The organism is Amycolatopsis thailandensis (genome assembly GCF_002234405.1).
Taxonomy (GTDB): domain Bacteria; phylum Actinomycetota; class Actinomycetes; order Mycobacteriales; family Pseudonocardiaceae; genus Amycolatopsis; species Amycolatopsis thailandensis.
Genome location: NZ_NMQT01000112.1, coordinates 86,164 through 109,235 on the forward strand (window position 1 = coordinate 86,164; position 23,072 = coordinate 109,235).

Here is a 23,072-nt window from a genome sequence, read left to right on the forward strand (position 1 = left end):
AAAGCCCTTCCACGGCAGGACGTCCAGACCGGTGTGTCACCACGGCCGCCGGAGTACGTTCGGCACACGGCCAGGACCCTGCGGCAGGAGGACGAGCCATGACGATCAAGGTGTTCCTGGTCGATGATCACGAAATCGTCAGGCGCGGCCTCTTCGATCTGCTCGGCAGCGAGCCGGACATCGAGATCTCCGGAGAAGCCGCGTCGGTCTCGGAGGCCCTCACCCGGATCCCCGCGAGCGACACCGACATTGCGGTGCTGGACGTCCGCCTCCCGGACGGCACCGGCATCGAACTGTGCCGCGAACTGCTCTCCACCGGGACTCGTCTGCGCTGCCTGATGCTCACGTCCTACGCCGACGACGAAGCCCTCTTCACCGCGATCATGGCGGGCGCGTCCGGATTCGTCCTGAAGCAGGTGCTCGGCAACGACCTCGTCTCCGCGATCAGGACCATCGCCGACGGCGGCTCACTGCTCGACAGCCGCACCACGGCGGCGCTGATGAATCGCATCCGCCGGGAGAACGACCGCGAGGATCCGATCGCCGGGCTGTCCGAGCAGGAACGAGCGGTCTTCGAACTCATCGGTGAGGGCCTCACCAACCGCGAGATCGGCGACCGGCTCTTCCTGGCGGAAAAGACCATCAAGAACTACGTTTCCCGGATCCTCGGCAAACTCGGCATCCAGCGCCGGACACAGGCCGCCGTACTGGCGACAGAGCTCAAGAAGGAGGACCGGATCCCGCTGTTCGGTGATCACTAGGCCCGGTCACCGCGGGACAGCGGGACCCGCCACACGATCCTGGTCCCGCCGCCCGCGCGGTCGGTGAACTCGGCATGTCCCCCGCACCGTTCGGCTCGTTGCGAAAGGTTGTCGAGCCCGCTGCGCCTACCGGTCGACGGCAGTCCGACGCCGTTGTCGCTGACCTCGATGGCGAGTTCGGTATCGGCCTCGACGGTCACCGAGATCTCGTCCGCGCCGGAATGCCGGATAGCGTTGCTCAGCGCCTCCCGGACGACGGCTTCGGCGTGCTCGTACAACTCGGCCGGGACGAGCGTGTCCACTGCGCCGGCGATCCGGACCGAGGGGGTCACCGCCGGAGCCGTCGTCAGCTCGGTGACGACGTCGAGCAGCCGTCGACGCAGGCTGGTCGCCTCGTCGGCTCCCGCGGTGTGCAGGTCGAAGATCGAGGTCCTGATCTCGCGGACGGTCCGGTCGAGCTGCTCGACGGCTTGGGTGACCCGGTTGCGGGCGAAGTCGTCCGGCACCCTCGGCAGGATGCTCTGCAAGCTCATGCCGGTGGCGAAAAGCCGTTGGATGACGTGATCGTGGAGGTCCTGCGCGATCCGGTCACGGTCGGCGAGCACGTCCAGCAAGCGCTGGTTGCGCTGCTTCTCCGCGAATTCGAGTGCCACCGCGGCCTGGTCGCCGAAGGAGGACAGCATCGGGATCTGGTCGGCCTTGAACTGCTGGGTGCCCTTCTCCCGGCTGGCGACCAGTACGCCGCCGACGCCCGCCGCGCTGGTCAGCGGCGCCACCACCCCGGGGCCGGAAAGAGCCTTGTCGGCCGAGGTGAAGACCGTACCGAGGTCCGCGATGAGACAGGCAGGCCCGTCATCGAACACCTCGTCGAGCAACGGATGCTCGCCCGAGATCGACTTCCCTTGCAGGAAAGCGTGCCGTTCGCCGGAGATCGCGGTCACCGTCAGCGGTCGCGTTCCCTTCGGCCCGTCCTCGGCCAGCAGGATCATCACCTCGTCGGCCCCGGCCAGTTCCCGGACGCTCCGGACGATCAGGCCCAGCGTTTCGATCACCGAAGCACCGCCGAGCAGCTCGCCGTTGACCTTCGCCACCGCCTCCAGCCACCGTTCCCTCGTCCGTGAGCGCTCGAACAGCCGGGCGTTGTCGATGGCCACGCCCGCGGCGGCGGCGAGCGCCTGCAGCACGACCTCGTCGTCCGCGGTGAACTCGGCGGCTCCGCGTTTCTCGGTCAGATACAGGTTCCCGAACACCTCGTCCCTCACTCGGACCGGAACCCCGACGAAACTGTGCATGGGCGGATGGTTGGCGGGAAAGCCGACCGAGGCCGGATGCGCCGACAGATCCGGGACCCGGACCGGATGCGGCTCTTCGATGAGCAGGCCGAGCAGCCCTCTTCCCTCGGGCAGATGTCCCATCGTCGCCCGGACCTCCGGCTCGATGCCCACGTACACGAACTGCGAGAGCCCGTCCTCGTCACCGACCACGCCCAGCGCGCCGTACTGGGCGTCGACCAGTTCCACGGCGGCCTGGACGATGCGCTGCAAGGTCGAATCGAGTTCGAGCCCGGTTCCCACCGCGAGGACCGCGTCGAGCAGCCCCTGCAGCCTGTCCCGGGTCTTGACGATCTCCGAGAGCCGCTCCTGGACCTCGTGCAGCAACTCGTCCAGGCGGAGCCCGGTCAGTACCGCCGCGCTGGGCGGCCGGCTGCCAGCCGGTCGCGGCTCGGCCGACATCGCCGCCTCCTTCCGGTAGGGAATGACGACTCGTTCATCGTCAGGACCGGCCTCAGCGTTCCACTCAGCGGACCCGCTGCCAAGACATGACGCGATCTCCGCTCAGGGACGACCCGGCCGGACGCACCGGCCACGGCCGGAATGCGCCCGAGTCACCCAGCCGGATAGCCCAAACGCATGATCGAGCCGCTCCTCTGTGGACAGTGGCCGATCGGGGCCGAAGAAGACAGCGATGACAAGATGACAGCCGGGTGTTCACCCGGTCAGTCCACCTTTCGCCGCCGCGCACCCGGAACGCATTAAGCTGCGCATTCGTGCCCAGCCCCGTCCACCACCCAGGCGGTAGCGATGCTCGAGCGAACCGGCTACACCGCGATCGACCTGCGGCCGCTGACCGGCGGCGAGGGCACCAGCGCGTACTCGGTCAGTGACACCGAATTCGTCGTCGGCGAGTCAGGCTCCACACCGGCTCGTTGGAACCGCGAGGGTGTCCCGTCCGCCTTGGCCGTTCTCGACGGCTACTCGGGCGGCCGTGCCTGCGGTGTCAACAAAACCGGAGTCACCGCGGGAATCCTTCACGACGGCGAGCACCTCCTCCCGGTGCGCTGGGATCCCGCCGGCGGCGTCCAGCGTCTCGACCTGCCCGATGGCACGATCTCGGGCGCGGTGAACCGGATCAACGACCGAGGCTCGATGCTGGGCGGCGCGATGGAACCCGGCTATCGCTGGCGCGCGGTCCGGTGGACTCCGGACAGTCGTCTCGCGGAGCTCGAACCGTTGACGGCCGACGGCGAGACCCAGGCGCACGACCTGAACGAGCTCGACGAGGTCGCCGGGACAGCCAAGGACGGCTCGGGTGCCCGCACCGCGGTGCGCTGGAGCCGTACGGGAGAGGTCAGCAGGTTGCCCTCGCCACGTCGCGCGACCGCCCACTGCATCAACGACCAGGGTGTGGTGGCCGCCGACGGAGTGTCGTGGAACCGCGACGGCCAGGCCACGCTGTTGACCGGCGGCCCGGTCTTCCGGACCGGGCAGACGCTGAAACTCACCAATGACGGAGCGACGATCGGCTGGGGCGCGACGACGGACGGGCAGCAGATCGGCATCCGCTGGAACCGGTCGGGTGAACCCACCGTGCTGCCTCCGCTGCCGCCCGACACCACTAGTACCTGCTTCGACATCGACGACGCGGGCGTGGTCGTCGGCGAGTCGGCCGGCGGCACGAAGGTGCGTCCGGTCTGGTGGGACGAGGACGCGACACCGCACCCGCTGCCCTCACCGGCCGGCCTCGACGCCATCGTGGCTCAGCACATCACGATGACGGGCAACGTCATCATCGGCTACGGCTACGACCCCGCTGAAGCCACCTATCGCGGGATCGCCTGGTACCGCACCTGAGTCCCGGCCCTCGCCGGGGTCCGGCGCGCCGGATCTCGGGGCCATCGCGGATCGCGGTCACCGAAGCCCCCGCGCCCAGGTGACAGCACAGCAAACGTGGCGCGGTGCACCGCGTGGCGGGAGGGAGAGTGGCGTGGAACGACGCGACCGCCGTGATCCCGTCGAGCCGTTCCGGACCGGTTCGCGAACCACCGTGCACGAACCGGATCGCGACAGTGTCCACTGTGGACAACCGTTCGCGCGCCTGGGCCACCACGGTGGTGTCGTCGCCGATTTCGGGCGACGACCACGCTGTCCAGCCGACGTCCGGGAACCGGCAGCGGTCACCGGGTGAGCCTCGGCCGGACCACCATCACCGGGCATTCGGCGTGATGGGCCAGTGCCTGGCTGGTCGAGCCGAGCAGGAGGCCGGTGAATCCACCGCGACCACGGCTGCCCACAACCACCAGTTGCGCCTTCGCGCTCCATTCCAGCAGGACCTGTCTCGGCCGGTCACGCACGAGTGAGCGTTCTACCGCGACGTCCGGGTACTTCTCCTGCCAGCCCGCCAGGCGCTGCGCGAGCAGCCTGCGTTCGTCGTCCTCGATGGACTCCCATTGGGTGACCAGCCGCGCCATGCCGTAGACGTCGTCGTAGGTGACATCCGACCAGGCGTGCACCGCGACCAACGACGCGTTCCGGCGTGAAGCTTCTTCGAACGCGGCCTCCAAGGCCTGTTCGCTCAGCGGGCTCCCGTCGACGCCGACGACCATCGGCCCGGCCTCGGGATAGTTCGCCGTGCCCTTTCGGGCCCGGAGCACGACCACCGGACAATACGCGTGCGCGATGATCGCCGACGCCGTCGAACCGATGGTCATCTCCCCGAAGAAACCCTTGCCCGTGCCGCCGATCACCACCATCGCCGCCGACTTCGACACGTCGGCCAGGACCGCGACCGGAGAACCCGTGGGCATGAGGGTGTCCACCCGGACGCCGGGAGCCGCCGTCCCAGTCTCTTCCACCGCTTCGTCGAGGATTCGCCGCCCGTCCGCGGCAAGCAGGTCGAACCACGGCGCGGGGCCGGCGAGCCCACCACCGTAGGCCCGCTGCTCCACGTGGAGGGCGTGCACGATCAGCAATCCCAGGCCCCGTTCGGCGGCGCGGGTCGCCGCCCATCGAGCGGCCGCGCGTCCCGGCTCCGCCCCGTCCACCCCGACGACGATCCTGTTCAGCGCGGCTGTCATTCCTCGCCCTCCTGGTAAGTCACCTTCGCTTGTACGACACCGGGAATCCCTTCGGCGATGACCTTCGCCACGTGGTGGTCGGTGTCGTTCCCGTATCGGTCACCGATGCGGACCAGCCCGTCCTGGACCTCCACCGTCCATCGGCCGGGCCCGCCGTAGATCGCGAGGTGATGCCGGACGTCGGCGGCGATCGCGTCGTCGGCCCGGGCGAACGCGCGGACGAAATCGCCCCGCGTGAGGATGCCCACCACCTTCGCACCGTCCACGATCGGCATCGCGCGGATCTTGCCGTCGAGCAGAGCTCTGCCGACGTCCGCGAGATCCGCCCCGGCGCTCATCCCGGTGACGGGCGTCGTCATCACCTCGGCCACGGTGACTCCCGGCGTCGTCTGGCCCGCCGGGTGCCGCGCCGACCGGATGTCCTCGGGGAACCGGTCCCGGATCAGGTCCGCCTCGGTCACGATGCCGATCAAGTGATCGTCGTCGTTCACCACCGGAAGAGCGGTGAAGCCGTGTTCGGTCAGCAGTCCGGCGGCGTGCTTTGCGGTCATCTCCGGTGCGACGGTGACGACCGGCCTCGTCATCAGGTCTCTTGCCCGCATGTCGCCTCCCGTCTCACGGTCGCGTGCCGCCATCGGCCTCGCTCGGCACCGCGGGCCGGACGACGGCGACAGGACATTCCGAATGGGCGACCAGCGCCTGGCTCGTCGAGCCGAGGAGCATGCCTTCGAACCCGCCTCGTCCCCGGCAGCCGACCACGACCAGGCGTGCCCGGGTGCCGAACTCGAGCAGGGTGCGGATGGGGCGCCCCCGTCGCACGACGACCTCGACCGGAACGTCCGGGTACTTGTCCTGCCAGGGAGCCACTTGCTCCTCGACCGACTTCCACTCGTCCGCCTCGATTTCCACAGCGTCGACGTCGAGGAGATGCGGCCGGAGCGAACCGTGGTCCAGCACTTCGGACCAGGTACGGACAACGGTCAAGCCGCTGTCCCGCAACCTCGCTTCGTCGAAGCCGAACCCGAGGGCGGCTTCGCTGGTGGGAGATCCGTCGGTACCCACGACGATCCGGCCCTCGTCGGGCAGCGGGCCGTCGGGCCGCCGTCCGCGAGCCACCACGATCGGGCAATGGCCGTGCCGGGCGAGCGAGACCGCCGTGGAGCCGATCAACGGTCCGGTGAATCCGCCCAAACCTCGTGACCCCAACACCACCATCGCCGCCGTCGTCGACTCCTGGATCAGCGCGGGAACGGCGCTCCACTCCCGGACCGCGGTCTCGACGACCAGCTTCGGAAACCGGCTCAGGACCCCGTCCCGGGCCCGGGCGATCCACTCTTGGCCCAAATGTGCGAACCCCGCGCGGATCGTTTCTTCCGGGGGAAGGATCCCTGGCATCTTCGCGACCGGTACCCGGTAGACATGGACGAGCCGTAGCGGCACTCCTCGTCGTGAAGCGTCGTCCGCCGCCCACGACGCCGCCGTCCTCGCGGACCTGGAACCGTCGATCCCGGCGACGATCGTCCCGTCCGTGGCGACCGGCATCCCTGCTCCTCTCGTCGTGTTTCGACGGCCTCAGTCTCGAACGAGGGGTCGATCTGATCGCAGAGGATGAAGTCCCGCGGCCCTTGGCCGTCCGTCCCGTTCCCTTGGCGGTCCAGCCCGGGACGAAAGGGCGAAAGTCCCTATCGTCGGGATTCAGCCCGGAAAGCGGGCCCGGTGGAGATGGAGGTCTTCGAGGGCGTCGAGGGTGGCCGTCCGGCGGTACCAGTGCAGCCAGGTCGCCGTCTGGTACGCGATCCGGGACAGTTCGTCGCGAGTCGCCTTCGACGGTCCTTGCCCGGGGCGGTGATAGTGAACGGAAACCACGCCTTCACATCCGTCCGGACCGCACAAGGGCAGGCTGTACACGGCCCGGACCTTCTCCGCGACTAGGGCTTCGAGCGCCGGCCGATCGAAAATGCCGGACTTGGTGACTTCGGCGACCGTGATCGGTTCACGCACCCGCATGGCGATACCGCACGCGGTGGCATCACCCTCGACATGGGCGAAGTGCTGGAAGAACTCGGCGGAGAATCCTTCGGCACGTTCCAGTTTCAGGCCCGTCCGGTTCTTGGTCACCGATTGGATGTCGCCCTGGGCGGTTTGGGCCCGGTCGGTCACGCGGTCCAAGGCCGCCCACAGCAGTCCCGTCGGCCGGATCGTGGACGAGGCGGGCAGGAAATCGAGTTCCGGCGCGCTCCGCCAGACCCGTGGCGGAAACCAAGGGCCTTCCCGCCACGGGCGAGGCGCGACGATCAACGCCCTGGCCAGCGCGTTCGGGCCCACGTGGTGACGGAGCGCGGCGGTTCGCAGTGCGTGGATCGCCGTCGTGGCATCGGCCAGTTCGTACCGGGCCATCAGCACGCCGGCCGCGTGCTCCAAGGTCGCCCGGTCACGCAAATGCCTAAGAAGGGCATCAATGTCGATCGGCTGCCCGTGCACGGCAGTCGATATCCGCTGGGTCCCCTTGTCGCCCGACATCACTCCAGGCGGTTCGCTGTCGCGCGGCATCCAGGCGGCAGCCGCGTCGAGACACGCCACGGATCCACTATCCGCTCTCCCTTATCAGCGGACAAGATGGTTTTCCCTGCGAAGGCATCACGAGCTCAGCCGACCGGTGCGGGGATGCTCAACCTCCCGTCGTGGACTTCGGCGATCCGGTCCACCGCGGCCAGGTGGGCTCGGTCGTGGGTGACCAGGACGGTGGCGGTCGCGCGTTCGTGGGTGAGGCGGGTGATCAGGTCGACGATCGCGGCACCGCGATCGTGGTCGAGGGCGCTCGTCGGTTCGTCGATCAGCAGCACGGTGGGCTCGTTCATCAGCGCGCGGGCGATGTTCACCCGCTGCCGTTGACCGCCGGAGAGCTGATGCGGACGTCGTCCTGCCTGCGGCGCCAGCCCGACGGCGTCAAGGAGTTCCATGGCCGCGCCACGGGCTTTTGCCGGAGAACGGCCATCGATCCGGGCCATGACCTGGAGTTGTTCGACGGCGGTGAGCGAGGGCAGCAGATTGGGCTGCTGGAACACGATTCCGATCTTGCGACGCCTCAGTTCGGTGAGTTCGCCACGGGTCAGGCCGGTGGTCACCGTGCCGTCGACGGTGACGGCCCCGTCGTCCGGGCTGATGAGGGTGGCGGCGACGGCGAGCAGGCTGGATTTGCCGGAGCCGGACGGTCCGGCGACCGCGGTGAGCCCACCCGCCGGAACATCCAGGGTGACGTCGTCAAGAGCGGTGAGGCGGGCGTCGCCGTCGGGATAGGTGAGGGTGACGCCGGTCAGGTTCAAACTCATCGGGCACTCCCCAGTGCGGTCAGCGGGTCGACGGAGGTGATGCGGCGAACGGAAAGGGCGGCCCCCAACGCGCCGAGCAGGATCATGACGGCGGCCGGGACGAGCACGGTGGCAGGAGTCAGCAGAAAGGGCACCGCGGAGCTGGCGACCAGGGCACCGAGGCCGACGGCCAGTCCGGTCCCGACGGCGGTGCCGCCGACGAGAAGCACGACAGCCTGGCCGAGCGCGTCCTTCAGCAGGAACCCGGTACTGGCCCCCAGCGCCTTGAGCACGGCGATGTCGCCGGCACGCTGGATGGTCCAGACAGTGAAGAAGGCGCCGATCACGAGAGCCGAGATGGCGAACAGGAAGCCTCGCATCAGTTGCAGCGAACCGTTTTCCGAGGTGTAGGAGCCGATCGCGGACAACGAGTCGTTCTTCGAAACCGTCTTCGTGCCCAAGGCACTGTCAGTGGCCGCGACGTCGACGTCGGCGCCGGTGGTCAGCGCGAGCACGGTCGCGCTCTGCGCGCCGCCCGCGGGTGGCACCGTCCTCGCCCAGACGTCGAGGCTCGCCCAGACCACCGGCGTGTGGCTGAACCAGGCGTCCCCCGACACCGCGGCGACCGTCAGTGGACGTCCGGCCACCGACAAGGTGTCTCCGGTCCGGACGCCCAGGTCGTCGGCCGCGGACGTGGACAGGACCACCGAGTCGTCCTTGATCGCGCCGCTGTCCGGAGCGAGCGCCGAACCGGGCGGGACGCCGAACACGGAGATCCCGGCGCTGCGGTTTCCCGCGGTGGCCTTGGTGGTGGCGATGCCCAGCGGCTCGGCATCGGTGACACCCGGGGTATCGGCCCACTGCCGCCGCTGTGTCTCGGTGAGAGCGGAATTGGCATAGGAGAGGTTCTGTCCGTCGCCAGGAGCGGCGAAGACGATCTTGTCCGCGGGCAGGCCGGTGATCGCGGAGATGTTCTGCTCGCCCAGCCCGGCGGTGAGTCCGGACAACAGGCCGACCAACAGGGTGATCAGCACGACTACGGCACCCATCAGGGCGAATCGCCCTTTGGCGAATCTCAGGTCTCTCCAGGCGACGAACACGGCTCTGGTCTGTCCTTTCCGGCGGGTGGCTGGTACCTCTCCACGATCGCCGCCTGCCCGGTCGAGGACATCTGGCCGGAGACCACACTTCGCGGGCCGGAAGACGGCACGCCGCCTCTACCTTTGGATAGAGGCGCTCCCCAATCCGGCTACGTAGCCTGGACGCATTGTGATCACCGCGCCCGTTTTGACCCCGACCAGCAAGCTGCTGACCTGGTGTCTGCACCTGCTGCTCTTCGCCCTGCTCGCGCTGGCGGCCGTGCGGGCGGTGGCGGCAGGCTCGCCCCGAGCGGCGGCGGTCGTCGCGATGGCGGTGGTCTGCGGTGCGGTGTACGCGGCCGGCCCGCTTCTCCCCCACATCAGGGCGTCAGTGCGAGCCGCCGCGTGGTGGTTGCTCGCGGTAGGCGTCGCGTGGGTGGCCCTGCTGGTGCTGACCGCGGACGGCGTGTGGGTCGCCTTCCCGTTGTACTTCCTGCAACTGCACCTGCTGCCACGCCGCCATGGCCTGTTCGCGGTGATCGCGACCGCGCTGGCGGCGATCACCGCGTTCGCCGTCCATCAGGGTGCCTTCGTCCCGGCGGCGGCGATCGGCCCGGCGCTCGGCGCCGCCGTCGCGGTCGCCGTCGTCTGGGGGTATCAGGCGTTGTACCGCGAAAGCGAACGTCGCCGGAACCTGATCAAAAAGCTCACCGAGACCCGGGTGGATCTCGCCGAAGCCCAGCACGAAGCGGGGGTGCTCGCCGAGCGGGAGCGGCTGGCCCACGAGATCCACGACACCCTCGCCCAGGGGCTGTCGAGTATCCAGCTCCTGCTGGTCGCCGCCGAAAGGACGCTTCCCGAAAACGCCGGGAACGCCGCCCGTTACGTCGAGCAAGCCCGCCAGGCGGCCGCGGACAACCTCGCCGAAGCCCGCCGTTTCGTCGTCGCCCTGTCCCCTCCCGCGCTCGACGACACCACGTTGGCCGACGCACTGAAACGGCTGTGCGCCACCACCACCGCCCGGCACCGGATCACCGCGAGTTTCCATCTCTCCGGCACTCCCGCGCCGCTGCCGACCACGCACGAGGTCGCGTTGCTGCGCATCGGCCAGGCGGCTCTCGCGAACACCGTCCGGCACGCCGAGGCGTCCACCGCCGAGGTCGCCTTGAGCTATCTGGACAAGCACGTCGCCCTGGTCGTCGCCGACGACGGGATCGGCTTCGATCCCGGGCACAGCGGCTTCGGCTTGACCGCGATGCGCTCCCGGGCCGAGGCCCTCAACGGAACCCTGAGCGTCGGATCGGCCGCCGGCCACGGCACCACGTTGTCCGTGCGGTTGCCCGTCGAACCCAAGGAACGCCCGTGACCGAGCCCCCGATCCGTCTCCTGCTGGCCGACGACCACCCCATCGTCCGGGCGGGACTGCGCGCCGTGCTGGAAACCGAACCCGGCCTCGTCGTCACGGCCGAAGCCGCGACAGCGGAGGACGCGGTGGCCCGCGCCGCGGAAGGCGACATCGACGTCGTGCTGATGGATCTGCGCTTCGGCCCAGGAATGACCGGAGCCGAAGCAACCGCGGCGATCACGGCGAGGCCGGACGCACCCCGGGTTCTGATCGTCACCACCTACGACACCGACGCCGACACCCTGCCCGCCATCGAAGCCGGAGCCACCGGCTATCTCCTGAAGGACGCGCCTCCCGAAGACCTGGCGGCCGCCGTGCGCACCGCCGCGGCCGGGCGCACCACGCTGGCACCGACCGTCGCCGACCGGCTCATGAGCCGTATGCGCATGCCCACCACGGCCTTGACCCGGCGCGAGATCGAAGTGCTGGTCCTGGTGGCCGACGGCCTGTCCAACCGGGCGATCGCCGACAGGCTCCACCTGACCGAGGGCACCGTGAAATCCCACCTGGCCCGCAGCTACACCAAACTCGGGGTCGACTCACGCACCGCCGCCGTCGCCACCGCGACCGACCTCGGTCTCATCCGCCGCTGACGGCTCTCGTATTCGGGCGGTGAGGCGAATACGGCAGGATCGATCCTGCTGAGCAGGCCTTCTTCGCTGCCCGAGGGCATGGTTCCGGACTGGCCGGCGAGCAGTCGCACCCCGAGTGTCCACAGCGGACCTTTAGCGACGGTTGTGCTTCCGGTTTATGGGATTTCGGGACGCCTGAGGTTCCGAAAAGTGGCTTGCACGAAGCTAGATCCTGCCGGTACGCATCGGGTCAAGGGCTCGTGAGTGGCGATTCGGGCTATTGGGGGTGTGTGGAAACAGGGACGTTGAATGTCCCTGTTTCCACACACCCCCTCAAGCCTCTCGGGCCACCTTGCTGTGCTGACCGGTCCGCTCCTCCGGGACTGTGTGGATTTCTGGTCGTCCAACGCACCGAAATCCACACAGTCGGCGCCCGAGGTCTGATGTCGCGCGGAGTCACTGACCCGTTCCGCGACACGCCACGTTTGCCCTACCCGTCGACAGGCAGCCTGTCACTCGGAAGGCGTCACCCGGCGAGCACGCCGCTGACCTCGTTCGGCGTACCCGGAAGCGCGCCGGTCACGGTCTTGGTGCCGGAGGCGAGATCGACCGCGTGGATCTCCTTCTTGCCGGGATCGGTCACGTAGGCCGTCCCGCCCCGGACGAAGATCGCCGGGCGCGGCTGCTGCCACTCGAGCGGTTCCTGCCACGAACCGAGTACGGCGATCTTCCGCGTCACCACACCCGAAACCGGGTCGATCACGTAGATCTGGCCGTCGGTGCCCAGCACCAACGCCTCGCCTTGAGGCCCACGGGCCAGCGACCGGAACGTGTAGCTGGTCCCGAGGTCGACGTGCTTGAACGTGGCCTTCTCCGTGTCGATCAGCGTGACTCGGTTCGAGCGTTCGAGCTCGGCGTCCTTGTCGACCTTGTAGTCGCCCAGGGTGATCGGAGAGACGTCCGAGCCCGCCTGGTTGCCGATCCTCCCGTAGGCGTCCGGGCTGGTCACCTTGGTGATGACACCATCGCGGTAGATCAGCACACCGGTTTCGCAGCCGACCACGACCGCTTCGCCACGCGCGGCGGCTTCACCGTGCACGCCCGGGCACTGCTCGTTGCGCGCGATCTCCTTCTTGTCCTTGTCCAGCACCACGATCCCGGACCGCTTGTCCTTGTTCCCGACCGTGGTGACCAGTTCGCCGTTGGCGAGTTCGACGGCCACGCCGTGATGCGCTTCCGGCGTCTTGTGCTTCGGCGACGGCAGTGCCGCGGTGCCGATCGTCTTCGGATCGAACACCGTCACCTCGCCGGTCCCGTCGGCGAACAGCACCGTTTTGCCGGCGTGCCGGACGACGTGTCCCGGCTTGCTGGCCTTCACCTCGTTGTCCGTCAGCACGGCGCCGACGGCGTCGAGCACGCGGAACCCGGTGGACGTCGAGACCATGAGATGCCGGTCGTTCCCGGCCGGATTGAGCCGGTTGAAGCCCTCCAGCGGGAGATTTTTCGCCACCTTCAAGGTCTTTCCGTCGAGCAGGAGGATTCCGCCGTCATAGGTGACGGCCACCGGGTCCGCGACGACAGGCGCCGCGTCCTTCCGGGCTTCCGCCGCGGGCTGCTCGGTCGCGCAGGCGGCGAGCGCGAGTGTGCTCACCGTCGTCGCCATCAGCGCGACGTATCGGGTGGTTCGTGCCATTTCCTTGTGCCTTTCGTCTGTTCCGGTCAGGAACGGGTCAAACCGGTGGTGATCGATTCGGTGTTGGCGCGCATCATTTCCAGGTAGGTGGCCGCGCCCTGGCCTGGTTCGCTGAGCGATTCCGAGAACAGCGGGGTCACCGCGACGTGCAGCCCTGCCTGTTCGGCCAGGACCCGTGCGAGCCGGTCCGGCTGGGAGGAATCGGCGAAGACGACCGGCACGCCAGCCGCGCGGACGACGTCGGCGAGTTCCTTCAGATCCGAGGAACTGGGCGAAGCGAGTGTGGTTCCGCCGGGAATCACCGCACCGACCACTTCGAACCCGTACCGCTGGGCCAGGTACCCGAACACGTGGTGATTGGTGACGAGTTTCCTGCGCTCGGGCGGGATCCCGCCGAACTTCCCGGTCATCATCTTGTCGAGTGCGTCGATCTCCCCGCGATAGCGTTCGGCGTTGGCCCGGATCACCGCTTCGTCGACGCCGCCGACGTGGGCGACCACCTCGTCGGCGATCGCCTTCACCACGTCGCGTACCCGAGCGGGATCCGTCCAGAAATGGGGATCCGGCTTGTTCCCCGAGTAGCTGATCGGATTCGCCCGGTCTCCCGCGGGCAGTGCCGGCACACCGTTCTCTTCGGCGGTGCGGACCGTGCGCAACATGCCCTCTTCGAGCCCGAGCCCGTTGTAGACGATCAGACCGGCGCGTTCGACCTGGGCTGCCTGCTGCGCGGAAATGCCGAAGGAATGCGGGTCGGCGTTCGGCTTCATCAGGACGGTCACCTCGGCCTGATCACCGACGACGGCGCGCGTGATGTCGCCGAGGATGTTCGTGGTCACGACGACCGAGGTGCTGTTTCCGCCACTTCCGGAGCATCCGGCCGCCGTCAGCAGCGCCGCGACGCACAGGGCTAGTACCCGCCGCCTCATCGGCCGGTCTCCACGACGTGGCCAGCCTTGCCGCCGACCTTCAACGTCCTGGCGCGACGAAGATTGTCGTTGTAGTCGATCTCGTACACGTCCGCGGAGAGCGGGTTGTTGACGTAGGCGCGGGTCGTGTCGACCTGGATGGAGACGCCGTCGGTCCTGGCCGCTTCCGGTGCCAGCAGCGGGATCGCCGCCTGTTCCTTTCCCGTGCCGTCGAAGGAACGCAGCGTTCCGTCCCGGGTCAAGGCCAGCAGCGAACCGCCCTCCCCCACGGCGTTCACCGCGGCGACCGGCCCGGTTTCGACGTACTGCCAGCTGCGACGGCCGACGTCGAGGAACCACACGGCCATCTCCCCCGCCCGTGCCGCGAGCGTCGCGGCGCCCGGCCGGTGGAAGAAGGCGGTAGCGCGTTCCTGTGTCGTGACATCGCGCGGGTACGGGATCTTCGACCCCGTGAAAACACCGTCCTTTTCGGTCACGAGCAACGCGCCGTCCGCGCAACCGAACACGACCCCTCGCCGGGTCACCGCCTGCCCTTGCAAATCCGGACACGGCTCAGGGATCTCCGCCACGGCCTTGCCCTGACGGTCGTGAACGCGCACTCCGCGGGCCAGCGGCCGTCCGGCGTCCGCCACCGAAGCGAGGATGTGCCCGCCGTACGGAACCGCGACACCGGCGTGTGGGTCACGCGTGATCTTTCCCAGTTCAGCCAAGGAGCCCTTGTCAAGCTGGGCCCGGTCGAGCAACGTCGTCGTACCGTCCGCATAGGACAGTGCCGAAACGGCGGGATCGCTGTACACCGACGAAGGTTGTTTACCCGGCGCCACACCGACGTCCCGGACTTTGGCCCGGTAGTAGTGGACGTGATCACCGTGGTCGACCATCCAGGCACCGCTGTCGATCACGCGGATCGTCCCGTCGCGCGCCGTCAGGTAGCCGAAGCGGCCGTCACTGGTCAGGGCGCGCACCCCGTCGACTCGCCCGGTTTCGTGCACTTCCTCGGTGATCAGGTCCACCACACGCACGGCACCCGTTTCGGCGTCGGCGACGATCAGCCGCGACTGGGCCTCGGCCGCCTCTTCCGCACCTTCGACGTAGCCGTGTGGGACACCCGCGGGCGCCTCCTTCGGCTGCTCCCCGCCGCACGCCGCCAAGGTCAGCGCCGCGACGACCGCCGTCACTGCTTTCAGTTTCATCGTGAGCTCTCGATCTCCGGTGTCAGGGGACGGAATCGCTGTCGTACGAACGACAAGAGGGCGGAAAGGAAGAACAGCAGGACCGCGCCGGCGGCGATGGTCGCGCCCGCCGCGGTGCCCCAATGCCAGGACACGAGCAGGCCGCCGACCGTGGCGGCGATACCGAGCAACGCCGCGACGAGCATGATCGTGGTGATCCGCCGGGACCAGAACAACGCCGCCGCGGCAGGGGCGATGAGCAGCCCGAACACCAGCAGCGTCCCCACCACGCGGAACGACGCGACGATCGTCAGGGTGACCAGCCCGAGCAGCACCGCGTTGGCCAGGCGTGGCCGAAGACCCAGCGTGTGCGCCTTCCGGACGTCGAAGGTGAGCGCGGTGAACGAGCGATGCCCCAGCAGAGCGATCACTCCCACGACGACCAGGGTGATCACCAGGCCGACCAGGTCACCGGAGCCGACAGCGAGCACGTCACCGAAGAGGAATCCGGTGAGATCGACCGCGAACGACCGCGAATGCGACACGATGATCACGCCGCTCGCGAGCATTCCGACGAAGAGCAGCCCGATCGTGGTGTCCTCGGACAGCCGCCGTGAACGTCCGAGGGCCGTGACGCCGAGCGCCATCACCCCGGCGCTGATCGCGGCGCCGATCAGCAGGTTCACGCCGGTCAGCGAGGCGATCGCCACGCCGGGCAGCATCCCGTGCGACATGGCGTCCCCGATGAAGGCCATGCCGCGCAACACCACCCAGGTCCCGACGACGGCGCACACCGCCGAAACGAGCACTCCCGCCACCAGCGCACGCTGCACGAACGACACCTCGAAGGGGATCAGCAACCACTCCACCCGTCACACTATAGTGGTAATGATTGTCATTATCTAAAGGAGGTCGGGCATGACCCCGGACACAGCGGCGCTCGAGATCGATCGCGCACACGCCCACTACGGGCCCCGTGAGGTGTTGCGCGGGATCACCGCCGAGTTGCCCTCGGCACGGCTCACCGCGATCGCCGGCCCGAACGGCGCCGGCAAGTCGTCACTGCTCAACCTCGTCGCCGGTGTACTGCCACCGACCAGCGGCTCGGTGACCCGCCGCGACCCGGGCCGCGTCGCCTACGTGACCCAGCAGAGCGAGGTGTCCCAGTCGCTGCCGATCACCGTGCGCGCCACCGTCACGATGGGGCGCTGGGCGCACCGCGGGCACTGGCGACGACTATCCAAGATGGACCGGAAGATCGTCGGAGAATGCTTGGAGCGACTGGACATCATGTCGATAGCGGACCGGCTGATCGGCACCCTCTCCGGCGGGCAGCGTCAACGGGCGCTGGTGGCGCAGGGATTGGCCCAGCGAGCCGGACTGCTGCTGCTCGACGAGCCGTCGGCCGGTCTGGATCTGCACGCCCGCGGTCTGATCGACGAAGCACTCCACACCACCCTCGCCGAGGGCACGACGGTCGTGCGCGTCACGCACGACCTCGAAGTGGCGGGCCGAGCCGATCACTGCCTTCTGCTCCAGGACGGGCGCCTCGTCGGGGACGGCCCTCCAGCCTCGGTGCTGACACCGGAAAGCGTGTCCGCCGCCTGGGGCCTGCGAACCCGCGTTTATTGAGGGGTAAGGCAAATGTGGCGTGTACCTGGCCTGCCCACCTGCCGGTTCGGGGTGTTGCGAAAGCCACGTTCGCAACGCTCAACGTTGCGAACGTGGCTTTCGAAACACCGCCGAGCCTCCGCCACCCACGAGACCTGCAAGACCCGAGGTGAAGGGGCCTTTCCTCTCATGTGATAAGAGGAAAGGCCCCTTCACCTCACTCACGTCTCCCGAACGCAAAGTCCTCTGAACGCGGGTTCGCAGGCAGCCGATCTTCGCTACGGTGGTCGCCGAGCGAAGGGGGACCGATGGAACAGGCATGGCAACGGATCATGGCTTTGCTGTCCGAGCACGCACCCGCCACTGCCCGCGAGATCCGGCCACCTGCCCCGGCCGCCCAGGTCGAGCGCCTGCAAGACCGTGTCGGCATCGAGTTCCCACCGGAACTGCGCACCTGGTGGGCCCTCATGGACGGCGTCGACGACCAGCGCGACCACGGGTCCGGGAACAGATCCGGCTACCTGATCCCGAACAACTACGTGCCGCTCGCGGTGAAGCGGGCCGAGGACGAGTACGCCAGGCAGTCGCAGTATCCCGACGAAGGCTGCTGCACTCCTGACGGAACACACCGCAAGCAGGCCGGTGAGAACAGTTTTCCCTACTGCTCCGCGGTTCTCCCCATCGGCCGCGACATCGGCGGAGGCCTGCTCTGCGTCGATCTCAGGCACGGTGAAAGCCATGGCAGCGTCATGCGGTGGTATGCCAGCGAAGGGATCTACGACTCGAATTGGACGAGCGTCACCGAGATCCTCGACGAGATCGCCGAGCGCCTCGACGACTACGTCCATGACCGCGAACTGCCTTATCGCGAAAGGCACCCCGCCATCGACGACGGCGAGCTCAGTTGGCCCTGACCCACCACACCTACCTGGTCTTCTCGGTCGCAACGGCGACGGCCACCGCGTCCGCGACGGCTTCCGCGGCCTTCGCGGCGTCTTCCTGGGCCGCGGCAACCGGGGCATCGCCGACTTCGGCTTCCCGGACGGCCGCGGATTGCGGCAGGTTCTCCGCGAAGGCACGGGAAACGTTGTGCAGCGCGGACGTGACCTCGCTCGGGATGACGAAGAAGGTGTTGCCCTCGCCTTGAGCCAGCTGCGGCAACGTCTGCAAGTACTGGTACGCCAGCAGTTTCGGGTCGGCGTCGTTGCGGTGCACGGCCTGGAAGACCTGATCGATGGCGCGGGCCTCGCCCTCCGCCTTCAGGATCTCCGCCGTCCGGTTGCCCTCGGCGCGCAGGACGGCGGCCTGCTTGTCACCCTCGGCGGTGAGGATCTGGGACTGCCGCTGCCCTTCGGCCGCCAGGATCGCGGCGCGTTTCGCCCGTTCCGCGCGCATCTGCTTCTCCATGGCGTCCTTGATGGTCGCCGGCGGATCGATCGCCTTGATCTCGACGCGGTTCACCCGCAGCCCCCATTTACCGGTCGCGTCGTCGAGGACGCCCCGCAGTTGGCTGTTGATGGTGTCGCGAGAGGTCAGGGTGCGTTCGAGGTCCATCGAGCCGACCACGTTGCGCAGGGTCGTGACGGTGAGTTGTTCCACGGCTTGCAGGAAACTGGCGATCTCGTAGGCGGCCGCACGCGGGTCGGTGACCTGGAAATACAGCACGGTGTCGATCTCGACGACGAGGTTGTCCTCGGTGATCACCGGTCGTGGCTCGAACGAGACGACCTGCTCGCGGAGGTCGATCTTCGGGTAGACCCGGTCGATGTAGGGAATGACGAAGTTGAGGCCTGGCGACAGCGTCCGGTGGTAGCGGCCGAGCCGTTCCACGTTGCGGGCGCGGGCTTGCGGCACGATCCGCACGGTCCGCAACACGGTGACGGCGGCGAGCAGGGCGACCACCATGGTCGCGATCAGGGCGGCGGAGATTTCCATGGTCCCTCCCGTGGGTAGACGAGGACGGTGCTTCCTTGGACCGCCATGACGTCCACGACCTCTCCGGCCGGGATCACCAGCGTTCCGTCGAAGGCGCGGGCTGTCCATTCCTCCCCGGCCAGGCGGACCCGGCCGTCCATTTCGGACACTTCCGTCAGGACGGTGGCCGGTTTCCCGATCAGGGCGTCGAATCCGAACCTTTCGCGCTGCGGACGCTGGAGCTGCCGCAGCGCGATCGGCCGGACGAGCACCACGCCGACCGTCGAGACGACGGTGAACACCAAGAGCTGTCCGGTGAGCGGCAAGCCGACGGCGGCCGCGCCCGCGGTGACGAGCGCCGCTCCGCCGAGTACGCCGAGTGCCGCGGTCACGCTGAAGATCTCCGCGACCCCGAGGATCACGGCGAAGATCAGCCAGACGACCCAGTCATCCATGAGCGACCTCCGTTCACGGCTCGATGAGCCCGGCGCGGATGGCGTAGCGGGTGAGTTCGAGCCGGTCCTTCAGCCCGAGTTTGTGCAGCAGGTTGGCGCGATGCCGCTCGACGGTCTTGACGCTGATGACGAGCAGGTCGGCGATCTCCTTGGAGGAATGGCCTTCCGCGACGAGTTTGAGGATCTCCTCCTCCCGGTCGGTGATGGCCTTGGCCGGCAGTTCGGCGCCGTCGCGGGCCCGGTCGAGGTAGTTGCGGATCAGGGCGTTGACGGCTCCGGGATAGAGGAAGGGCTCGCCGCGCATGGCGGCACGACAGGCCTCCACCAGGTCCCGGTCGGCGACGGACTTGAGCACGTAACCCGAAGCGCCGGCTTTGAGCGCCTCGAAGAAGTACTGCTCGTTGTCGTACATGGTCAGGATGAGGATCCGCAGGTCGGGCTGGAGCCGGGAAAGCTCCCGCGCGGCCTGCAGGCCGGTCAGCCGTGGCATCGCGATGTCGAGAATGGCCAGGTCGGGCCGTTCCGCACGGGCGCGCTCGATCGCTTCGGCGCCGTCGCCCGCCTCGGCGACCACGGTCAGATCCGGCTCGTTGTCCAAGATCAGGCGGACTCCCCGGCGGACCAGGGAGTGGTCGTCGGCCAGCAGCACTCGGGTGGTCGGTGGCATGGTCATCGGCTCCCGGTCGGAACGTGCAGGCGGACCTCGGTGCCGCCTTCTGGGCCGGGACCGACGACGAGTTCGGCGCCGACGAGCAGGGCTCGTTCCCGCATCCCGCGGATGCCGGCGCCCTCGGTGGCGGCTCCGAGCCCCCGGCCGTCGTCGCGGATCCGCAGCCGGACCCCGTCGTCGGTCCGGGTGAGGGCGAGTTCGAGGTTGCGGGCGCCGGCGTGGCGGGCGGTGTTGGTGATGGCCTCCTGCGCGACCCGGTAGACGACCAGTTCGGCCTCCTCCCCCAGTTCCGGCAAGTCGGGGTCGAACCGGCGGCGCACCGTCAGGTCGCTGTGCCCGGAGATCTCGGTGGTCAGCGCCTTCAACGCGCTGATCAGCCCCAGCTGTTCGAGGTCGCCGGGCCGCAACCGCCGTGCGATCCGGCGGATCTCGTCGAGGCTGCCGCGGGTGGTCTCCTGCACCTGACGAAGCTCGTCGCGAACCGGGGCGGGCGCGTGGTCGGCCACCCGCTTCAGCTCCAGCAAGACGGCGGTCAGGGTCTGGCCGACCTCGTCGTGCAGTTCCTGCGCGACCCGGCGGCGTTCGTCCTCCTGCGCGGTCAGCGCACGCGCCGCGCTGTCGCCCCGTTCGGCTTCCAGCCTGTCGAGCATGCTGTTGAACGTCTCGATCAGGTCGGCGATCCCGCCGTGCCCGGTGACCGCCGGACGCGGTCCCGGTCGCAGCAGATCCGTGGTGGTCATGGCGCGGGTGAGCCGCTTCAGCGGGGCGAGCCCGACCCTGAGCAGCACCGCGTTGGCGACGAGCATCGCGGCGAGCCCGCCGATCATGATCATCGCTTCGGTGAACAGCACCGGTGTGGAGACGGTCACCGGGCCGAGCAGAAGCAGCAGCATCGCCACGAGCAGCACGGCCGCGTTGAGCAGGAAGATCCGCCAGAACAGGGACACGACACCCTCCCTTCTCACTCGCGGTGATCGCCTACCGCCAGGTTGCCGGGCGTGCCGTGGCCGTGTCCATCCGGGCTGACACCCATCCGCGTACATGGTGTCCCCCGCCGTAAATGGGTGTCGGCACCGATGGTTCCCGGTGGGAGGCGCCGAAAGACTGTTTCCCGTCCCAGCACCGAGATCAGGGAACCGAGGTGAATCCCGTGGTCACCCGCTCGAAGACCGGGGAAGGCGAACCCCTGACCAGCCACGCCGAATGGGTTGATGCCATGCGCGCCAGCGATATCGCGGTCACCGTGCCGACCGTCACCGCGGACGACCCGGTGACGCAGGCGATCCGGGTGATGGCGGTCAGCAGGCTGCCGGGGCTGATCGTGGTCGACAACGTGTCACGGCCGCGCATGGTGCTCCCGGGGACGCAGGTGCTGCGACTCGCCGTCCCCGGGTCCTATCAGGACGATCCGGCGCTCGTCCGGGCCGTCGACGAGGAACACGCCGACCGGTTCTGGCGCGAGCTCGGCAACCTGACCGTGCGCGACTGCGCCCAGCACCGTGCCGTGAAACCGGTGATCGTGCGCGCCGACGCCACCCTGCTGGAGATCGCGGCACTCATGGCCCGCCAGCACAGCCCGCTCGTCGCGGTCGTCGACGACCACGGCGTCCTGATCGGCGCCGTCACCCTCGAACGGCTGATCACCGGCCTCGCCGTGTTCGGCGTCGGCGACTGACCGGCTTCTTCCGCGGGCCCCGGCCCGGACACCTCCACGTTCGAAAGGTCGGTTCCGTGCGCTCGTCCTCACCTGCCCGCCATCGCGGCGCCTGTCACCTCACGACCGGCCAGGCCGGGCCGCCGGGGTGCGGCCGGTGAGCGCCGTCCTCGCTCTCGCGATCTTCCTGGTCGCCTTCTACTTCATCGCCACCGAGAAGGCCGACAAGGTCAAGGTCGTGCTCATCGCCTCGGCGCTCATGGCGATCCTTCAGCTGATCCCCGGCGCCGAGGTGTTCTTCTCCGAGCACGCCGGGATCGACTGGAACGTCATCTTCCTGCTGTTCGGCATGATGATCATCGTCGGCATCGTCAAGCAGACCGGGATCTTCGACTACCTCGCCATCTGGTCGGCCAAGAAGGCGAAGGGAAAGCCGTACCGGCTGATGGTGATGCTGATGGGCATCACCGCGGTCGCGTCGCCGTTCCTGGACAACGTCACCACGATCATGCTGGTCGCGCCGGTGACCATCGTGCTCTGCAACCGCCTGCGCATCCCCGCGCAGCCGTACCTCATCGCCGAGGTGCTGGCGTCCAACATCGGCGGCGCCGCGACGCTGATCGGCGACCCGCCCAACATCATCATCGGCAGCCGGGCGGGGCTGACCTTCACCGACTTCCTCGTGCACATGACGCCCGTCGTCGTCATCATCTTCGCTGTCTTCGTGCTGCTGACCAGGGTGCTCTTCCGGTCCTCGTTCCAGTACAACCCCGAGCACGTCGCCGCCGTGATGGCGTTGCAGGAACGGCGCGCGATCACCGATCCCGCCATGCTCCGCCGATGCCTGATCGTGTTCGCGATCGTGGTCGCCGGATTCAGCCTGCACGCCGTGGCGCACCTCGATCCGGCCGTCATCGCCATGGTCGGCGCCGGGTTGATGCTCCTGGTCACCAAGGCCGACGTCGGCGACGTCCTGCGCGAGGTCGAATGGCGCACCCTCGTGTTCTTCATGGGGTTGTTCGTGATGGTCGCCGGGCTGGTCCACACCGGGGTCATCGAGACCATCGGCAGCTGGGTGATCCAAGGCTTCGGGGACAACCACTTCGTCGCGGCCACCGCGCTGTTGTTCGGCTCCGGTGTGCTCGGCGCCTTCTTCGACAACATTCCCTACGTCGCGACGATGAGCCCGATCGTGGAGGGCATGGTCGCCGACGTGCCGGACCCGCAGACCGGGCAGGCACTCTGGTGGTCCTTCGCGCTCGGGGCCGACTTCGGCGGCAACGGCACCGCGGTCGCCGCCAGCGCCAACGTCGTCGCGCTCGGGATCGCCGCCCGCTCCGGGCATCGGATCACGTTCTGGCAGTTCACCAAGTACGGCATCGTCGTGACGGTGCTGAGCACGGTGATGGCATGGGGCTACGTCTGGTTGCGCTACTTCACCTGATGGCGGGAGCCGAATCACCCAGAGTGACCACCTAGGCTGCCAGGACATCCGACC

Annotated in this window: 24 protein-coding genes; 9 read left to right on the forward strand and 15 right to left on the reverse strand. The window is 68.4% G+C overall.

Annotation, left to right across the window (positions count from 1 at the left end):
- Window positions 1-98: 98 nt before the first annotated feature.
- Window positions 99-761, forward strand: a complete 663-nt coding sequence (locus tag CFP71_RS30390) for a response regulator transcription factor (protein WP_093937388.1) — start codon at window positions 99-101, stop codon at window positions 759-761.
- On the opposite strand, the gene CFP71_RS30395 is transcribed toward CFP71_RS30390, so the two are convergent.
- Window positions 758-2,494 carry a sensor histidine kinase gene (locus tag CFP71_RS30395; RefSeq protein ID WP_093937389.1) on the reverse strand — a complete coding sequence of 579 codons (1,737 nt, stop codon included), beginning with the start codon at window positions 2,492-2,494 and terminating at the stop codon, window positions 758-760. The genes CFP71_RS30390 and CFP71_RS30395 overlap by 4 nt on opposite strands.
- 348 nt (window positions 2,495-2,842) lie before the next feature.
- Here CFP71_RS30395 and CFP71_RS30400 point away from each other — a divergent pair, with 348 nt between their 5' ends.
- Window positions 2,843-3,892: a hypothetical protein gene (locus CFP71_RS30400; protein WP_093937390.1), complete on the forward strand. Its 1,050-nt coding sequence runs from the start codon at window positions 2,843-2,845 to the stop codon at window positions 3,890-3,892.
- 133 nt (window positions 3,893-4,025) lie between these two features.
- Window positions 4,026-4,226, forward strand: a complete 201-nt coding sequence (locus CFP71_RS44365) for a hypothetical protein (protein WP_093937391.1) — start codon at window positions 4,026-4,028, stop codon at window positions 4,224-4,226.
- Here CFP71_RS44365 and CFP71_RS30410 read toward each other — a convergent pair.
- The 6 genes from CFP71_RS30410 to CFP71_RS30435 form a co-directional block, all read right to left on the reverse strand.
- Complete coding sequence (locus CFP71_RS30410; protein WP_093937392.1) at window positions 4,216-5,115, reverse strand: universal stress protein; 900 nt, start codon at window positions 5,113-5,115, stop codon at window positions 4,216-4,218. The genes CFP71_RS44365 and CFP71_RS30410 overlap by 11 nt on opposite strands.
- A complete protein-coding gene (locus tag CFP71_RS30415) occupies window positions 5,112-5,717 on the reverse strand; it encodes a CBS domain-containing protein (protein WP_093937422.1) in 606 nt (201 codons plus the stop codon). The genes CFP71_RS30410 and CFP71_RS30415 overlap by 4 nt, the downstream gene beginning before the upstream one ends.
- 13 nt (window positions 5,718-5,730) lie before the next feature.
- The gene (locus CFP71_RS30420; RefSeq protein ID WP_093937393.1) at window positions 5,731-6,657 is read right to left on the reverse strand and encodes a universal stress protein; all 927 of its coding nucleotides are present in this window, start codon (window positions 6,655-6,657) and stop codon (window positions 5,731-5,733) included.
- Between the two features lie 153 nt (window positions 6,658-6,810).
- Window positions 6,811-7,695: an ANTAR domain-containing protein gene (locus CFP71_RS30425; protein ID WP_093937394.1), complete on the reverse strand. Its 885-nt coding sequence runs from the start codon at window positions 7,693-7,695 to the stop codon at window positions 6,811-6,813.
- 65 nt (window positions 7,696-7,760) lie between these two features.
- Entirely contained in the window at window positions 7,761-8,444 is a 684-nt protein-coding gene (locus CFP71_RS30430) for an ABC transporter ATP-binding protein (RefSeq protein WP_093937395.1), read from the reverse strand.
- A complete protein-coding gene (locus tag CFP71_RS30435; RefSeq protein ID WP_093937396.1) occupies window positions 8,441-9,523 on the reverse strand; it encodes an ABC transporter permease in 1,083 nt (360 codons plus the stop codon). Before CFP71_RS30435 ends, CFP71_RS30430 begins: the two co-directional genes overlap by 4 nt.
- Window positions 9,524-9,692: 169 nt before the next feature.
- On the opposite strand from CFP71_RS30435, the gene CFP71_RS30440 reads away from it, so the two are divergent.
- Both CFP71_RS30440 and CFP71_RS30445 read left to right on the forward strand, forming a co-directional pair.
- Window positions 9,693-10,868 (forward strand): sensor histidine kinase, encoded by a 1,176-nt coding sequence (locus tag CFP71_RS30440; RefSeq protein ID WP_208636070.1) that lies wholly within the window; start codon window positions 9,693-9,695, stop codon window positions 10,866-10,868.
- Window positions 10,865-11,500, forward strand: a complete 636-nt coding sequence (locus CFP71_RS30445; protein WP_093937398.1) for a response regulator — start codon at window positions 10,865-10,867, stop codon at window positions 11,498-11,500. The genes CFP71_RS30440 and CFP71_RS30445 overlap by 4 nt, the downstream gene beginning before the upstream one ends.
- Window positions 11,501-12,005: 505 nt before the next feature.
- On the opposite strand, the gene aztD is transcribed toward CFP71_RS30445, so the two are convergent.
- The 4 genes from aztD to aztB are packed head-to-tail and all read right to left on the reverse strand — an operon-like array spanning window position 12,006 to window position 16,139.
- Window positions 12,006-13,172, reverse strand: a complete 1,167-nt coding sequence (aztD, locus tag CFP71_RS30450; RefSeq protein ID WP_093937399.1) for a zinc metallochaperone AztD — start codon at window positions 13,170-13,172, stop codon at window positions 12,006-12,008.
- A gap of 26 nt (window positions 13,173-13,198) precedes the next feature.
- Window positions 13,199-14,098 (reverse strand): zinc ABC transporter substrate-binding protein AztC, encoded by a 900-nt coding sequence (aztC, locus tag CFP71_RS30455; RefSeq protein ID WP_093937400.1) that lies wholly within the window; start codon window positions 14,096-14,098, stop codon window positions 13,199-13,201.
- Window positions 14,095-15,291: a hypothetical protein gene (locus CFP71_RS30460; RefSeq protein WP_093937401.1), complete on the reverse strand. Its 1,197-nt coding sequence runs from the start codon at window positions 15,289-15,291 to the stop codon at window positions 14,095-14,097. The genes aztC and CFP71_RS30460 overlap by 4 nt, the downstream gene beginning before the upstream one ends.
- Window positions 15,288-16,139, reverse strand: coding sequence for a zinc ABC transporter permease AztB (aztB, locus tag CFP71_RS30465; protein ID WP_093937402.1), 852 nt, complete (start codon window positions 16,137-16,139; stop codon window positions 15,288-15,290). Before aztB ends, CFP71_RS30460 begins: the two co-directional genes overlap by 4 nt.
- Before the next feature lie 49 nt (window positions 16,140-16,188).
- Between aztB and aztA the strand changes: the two genes are divergently transcribed.
- Together aztA and CFP71_RS30475 are read left to right on the forward strand one after the other, a co-directional pair.
- Window positions 16,189-16,902 (forward strand): zinc ABC transporter ATP-binding protein AztA, encoded by a 714-nt coding sequence (aztA, locus tag CFP71_RS30470; protein WP_093937403.1) that lies wholly within the window; start codon window positions 16,189-16,191, stop codon window positions 16,900-16,902.
- Between the two features lie 287 nt (window positions 16,903-17,189).
- Window positions 17,190-17,795: an SMI1/KNR4 family protein gene (locus CFP71_RS30475; RefSeq protein ID WP_093937404.1), complete on the forward strand. Its 606-nt coding sequence runs from the start codon at window positions 17,190-17,192 to the stop codon at window positions 17,793-17,795.
- Between the two features lie 10 nt (window positions 17,796-17,805).
- Here CFP71_RS30475 and CFP71_RS30480 read toward each other — a convergent pair whose 3' ends face one another.
- From CFP71_RS30480 to CFP71_RS30495, 4 genes are read right to left on the reverse strand one after another with little or no spacing between them, the layout of a single operon-like run.
- A complete protein-coding gene (locus CFP71_RS30480) occupies window positions 17,806-18,816 on the reverse strand; it encodes an SPFH domain-containing protein (protein ID WP_093937405.1) in 1,011 nt (336 codons plus the stop codon).
- A complete protein-coding gene (locus tag CFP71_RS30485; protein ID WP_093937406.1) occupies window positions 18,795-19,250 on the reverse strand; it encodes an NfeD family protein in 456 nt (151 codons plus the stop codon). Before CFP71_RS30485 ends, CFP71_RS30480 begins: the two co-directional genes overlap by 22 nt.
- A 13-nt stretch (window positions 19,251-19,263) precedes the next feature.
- Complete coding sequence (locus tag CFP71_RS30490) at window positions 19,264-19,923, reverse strand: response regulator (RefSeq protein WP_093937407.1); 660 nt, start codon at window positions 19,921-19,923, stop codon at window positions 19,264-19,266.
- The gene (locus tag CFP71_RS30495) at window positions 19,920-20,867 is read right to left on the reverse strand and encodes a HAMP domain-containing sensor histidine kinase (protein WP_093937408.1); all 948 of its coding nucleotides are present in this window, start codon (window positions 20,865-20,867) and stop codon (window positions 19,920-19,922) included. The genes CFP71_RS30490 and CFP71_RS30495 overlap by 4 nt, the downstream gene beginning before the upstream one ends.
- A 203-nt stretch (window positions 20,868-21,070) precedes the next feature.
- Here CFP71_RS30495 and CFP71_RS30500 point away from each other — a divergent pair, with 203 nt between their 5' ends.
- Window positions 21,071-21,595 carry a CBS domain-containing protein gene (locus CFP71_RS30500; protein ID WP_208636071.1) on the forward strand — a complete coding sequence of 175 codons (525 nt, stop codon included), beginning with the start codon at window positions 21,071-21,073 and terminating at the stop codon, window positions 21,593-21,595.
- A 136-nt stretch (window positions 21,596-21,731) separates the two neighbouring features.
- Window positions 21,732-23,018 (forward strand): ArsB/NhaD family transporter, encoded by a 1,287-nt coding sequence (locus tag CFP71_RS30505; protein WP_093937424.1) that lies wholly within the window; start codon window positions 21,732-21,734, stop codon window positions 23,016-23,018.
- Window positions 23,019-23,072: the final 54 nt, after the last annotated feature.

Excerpts from the sequence above, each read along its gene's own strand:
- CFP71_RS30480 (WP_093937405.1), bottom strand. The coding sequence starts at position 18,816 with ATGGAAATCTCCGCCGCCCTGATCGCGACCATGGTGGTCGCCCTGCTC.
- CFP71_RS30430 (WP_093937395.1), bottom strand. The coding sequence starts at position 8,444 with ATGAGTTTGAACCTGACCGGCGTCACCCTCACCTATCCCGACGGCGAC.
- CFP71_RS30395 (WP_093937389.1), bottom strand. The coding sequence starts at position 2,494 with ATGTCGGCCGAGCCGCGACCGGCTGGCAGCCGGCCGCCCAGCGCGGCG.
- CFP71_RS30460 (WP_093937401.1), bottom strand. The coding sequence starts at position 15,291 with ATGAAACTGAAAGCAGTGACGGCGGTCGTCGCGGCGCTGACCTTGGCG.
- CFP71_RS30410 (WP_093937392.1), bottom strand. The coding sequence starts at position 5,115 with ATGACAGCCGCGCTGAACAGGATCGTCGTCGGGGTGGACGGGGCGGAG.
- aztA (WP_093937403.1), top strand. The coding sequence starts at position 16,189 with ATGACCCCGGACACAGCGGCGCTCGAGATCGATCGCGCACACGCCCAC.
- CFP71_RS30415 (WP_093937422.1), bottom strand. The coding sequence starts at position 5,717 with ATGCGGGCAAGAGACCTGATGACGAGGCCGGTCGTCACCGTCGCACCG.
- aztD (WP_093937399.1), bottom strand. The coding sequence starts at position 13,172 with ATGGCACGAACCACCCGATACGTCGCGCTGATGGCGACGACGGTGAGC.
- aztC (WP_093937400.1), bottom strand. The coding sequence starts at position 14,098 with ATGAGGCGGCGGGTACTAGCCCTGTGCGTCGCGGCGCTGCTGACGGCG.
- CFP71_RS30490 (WP_093937407.1), bottom strand. The coding sequence starts at position 19,923 with ATGACCATGCCACCGACCACCCGAGTGCTGCTGGCCGACGACCACTCC.
- CFP71_RS30475 (WP_093937404.1), top strand. The coding sequence starts at position 17,190 with ATGGAACAGGCATGGCAACGGATCATGGCTTTGCTGTCCGAGCACGCA.
- CFP71_RS30390 (WP_093937388.1), top strand. The coding sequence starts at position 99 with ATGACGATCAAGGTGTTCCTGGTCGATGATCACGAAATCGTCAGGCGC.
- CFP71_RS30485 (WP_093937406.1), bottom strand. The coding sequence starts at position 19,250 with ATGGATGACTGGGTCGTCTGGCTGATCTTCGCCGTGATCCTCGGGGTC.
- CFP71_RS30400 (WP_093937390.1), top strand. The coding sequence starts at position 2,843 with ATGCTCGAGCGAACCGGCTACACCGCGATCGACCTGCGGCCGCTGACC.
- CFP71_RS30420 (WP_093937393.1), bottom strand. The coding sequence starts at position 6,657 with ATGCCGGTCGCCACGGACGGGACGATCGTCGCCGGGATCGACGGTTCC.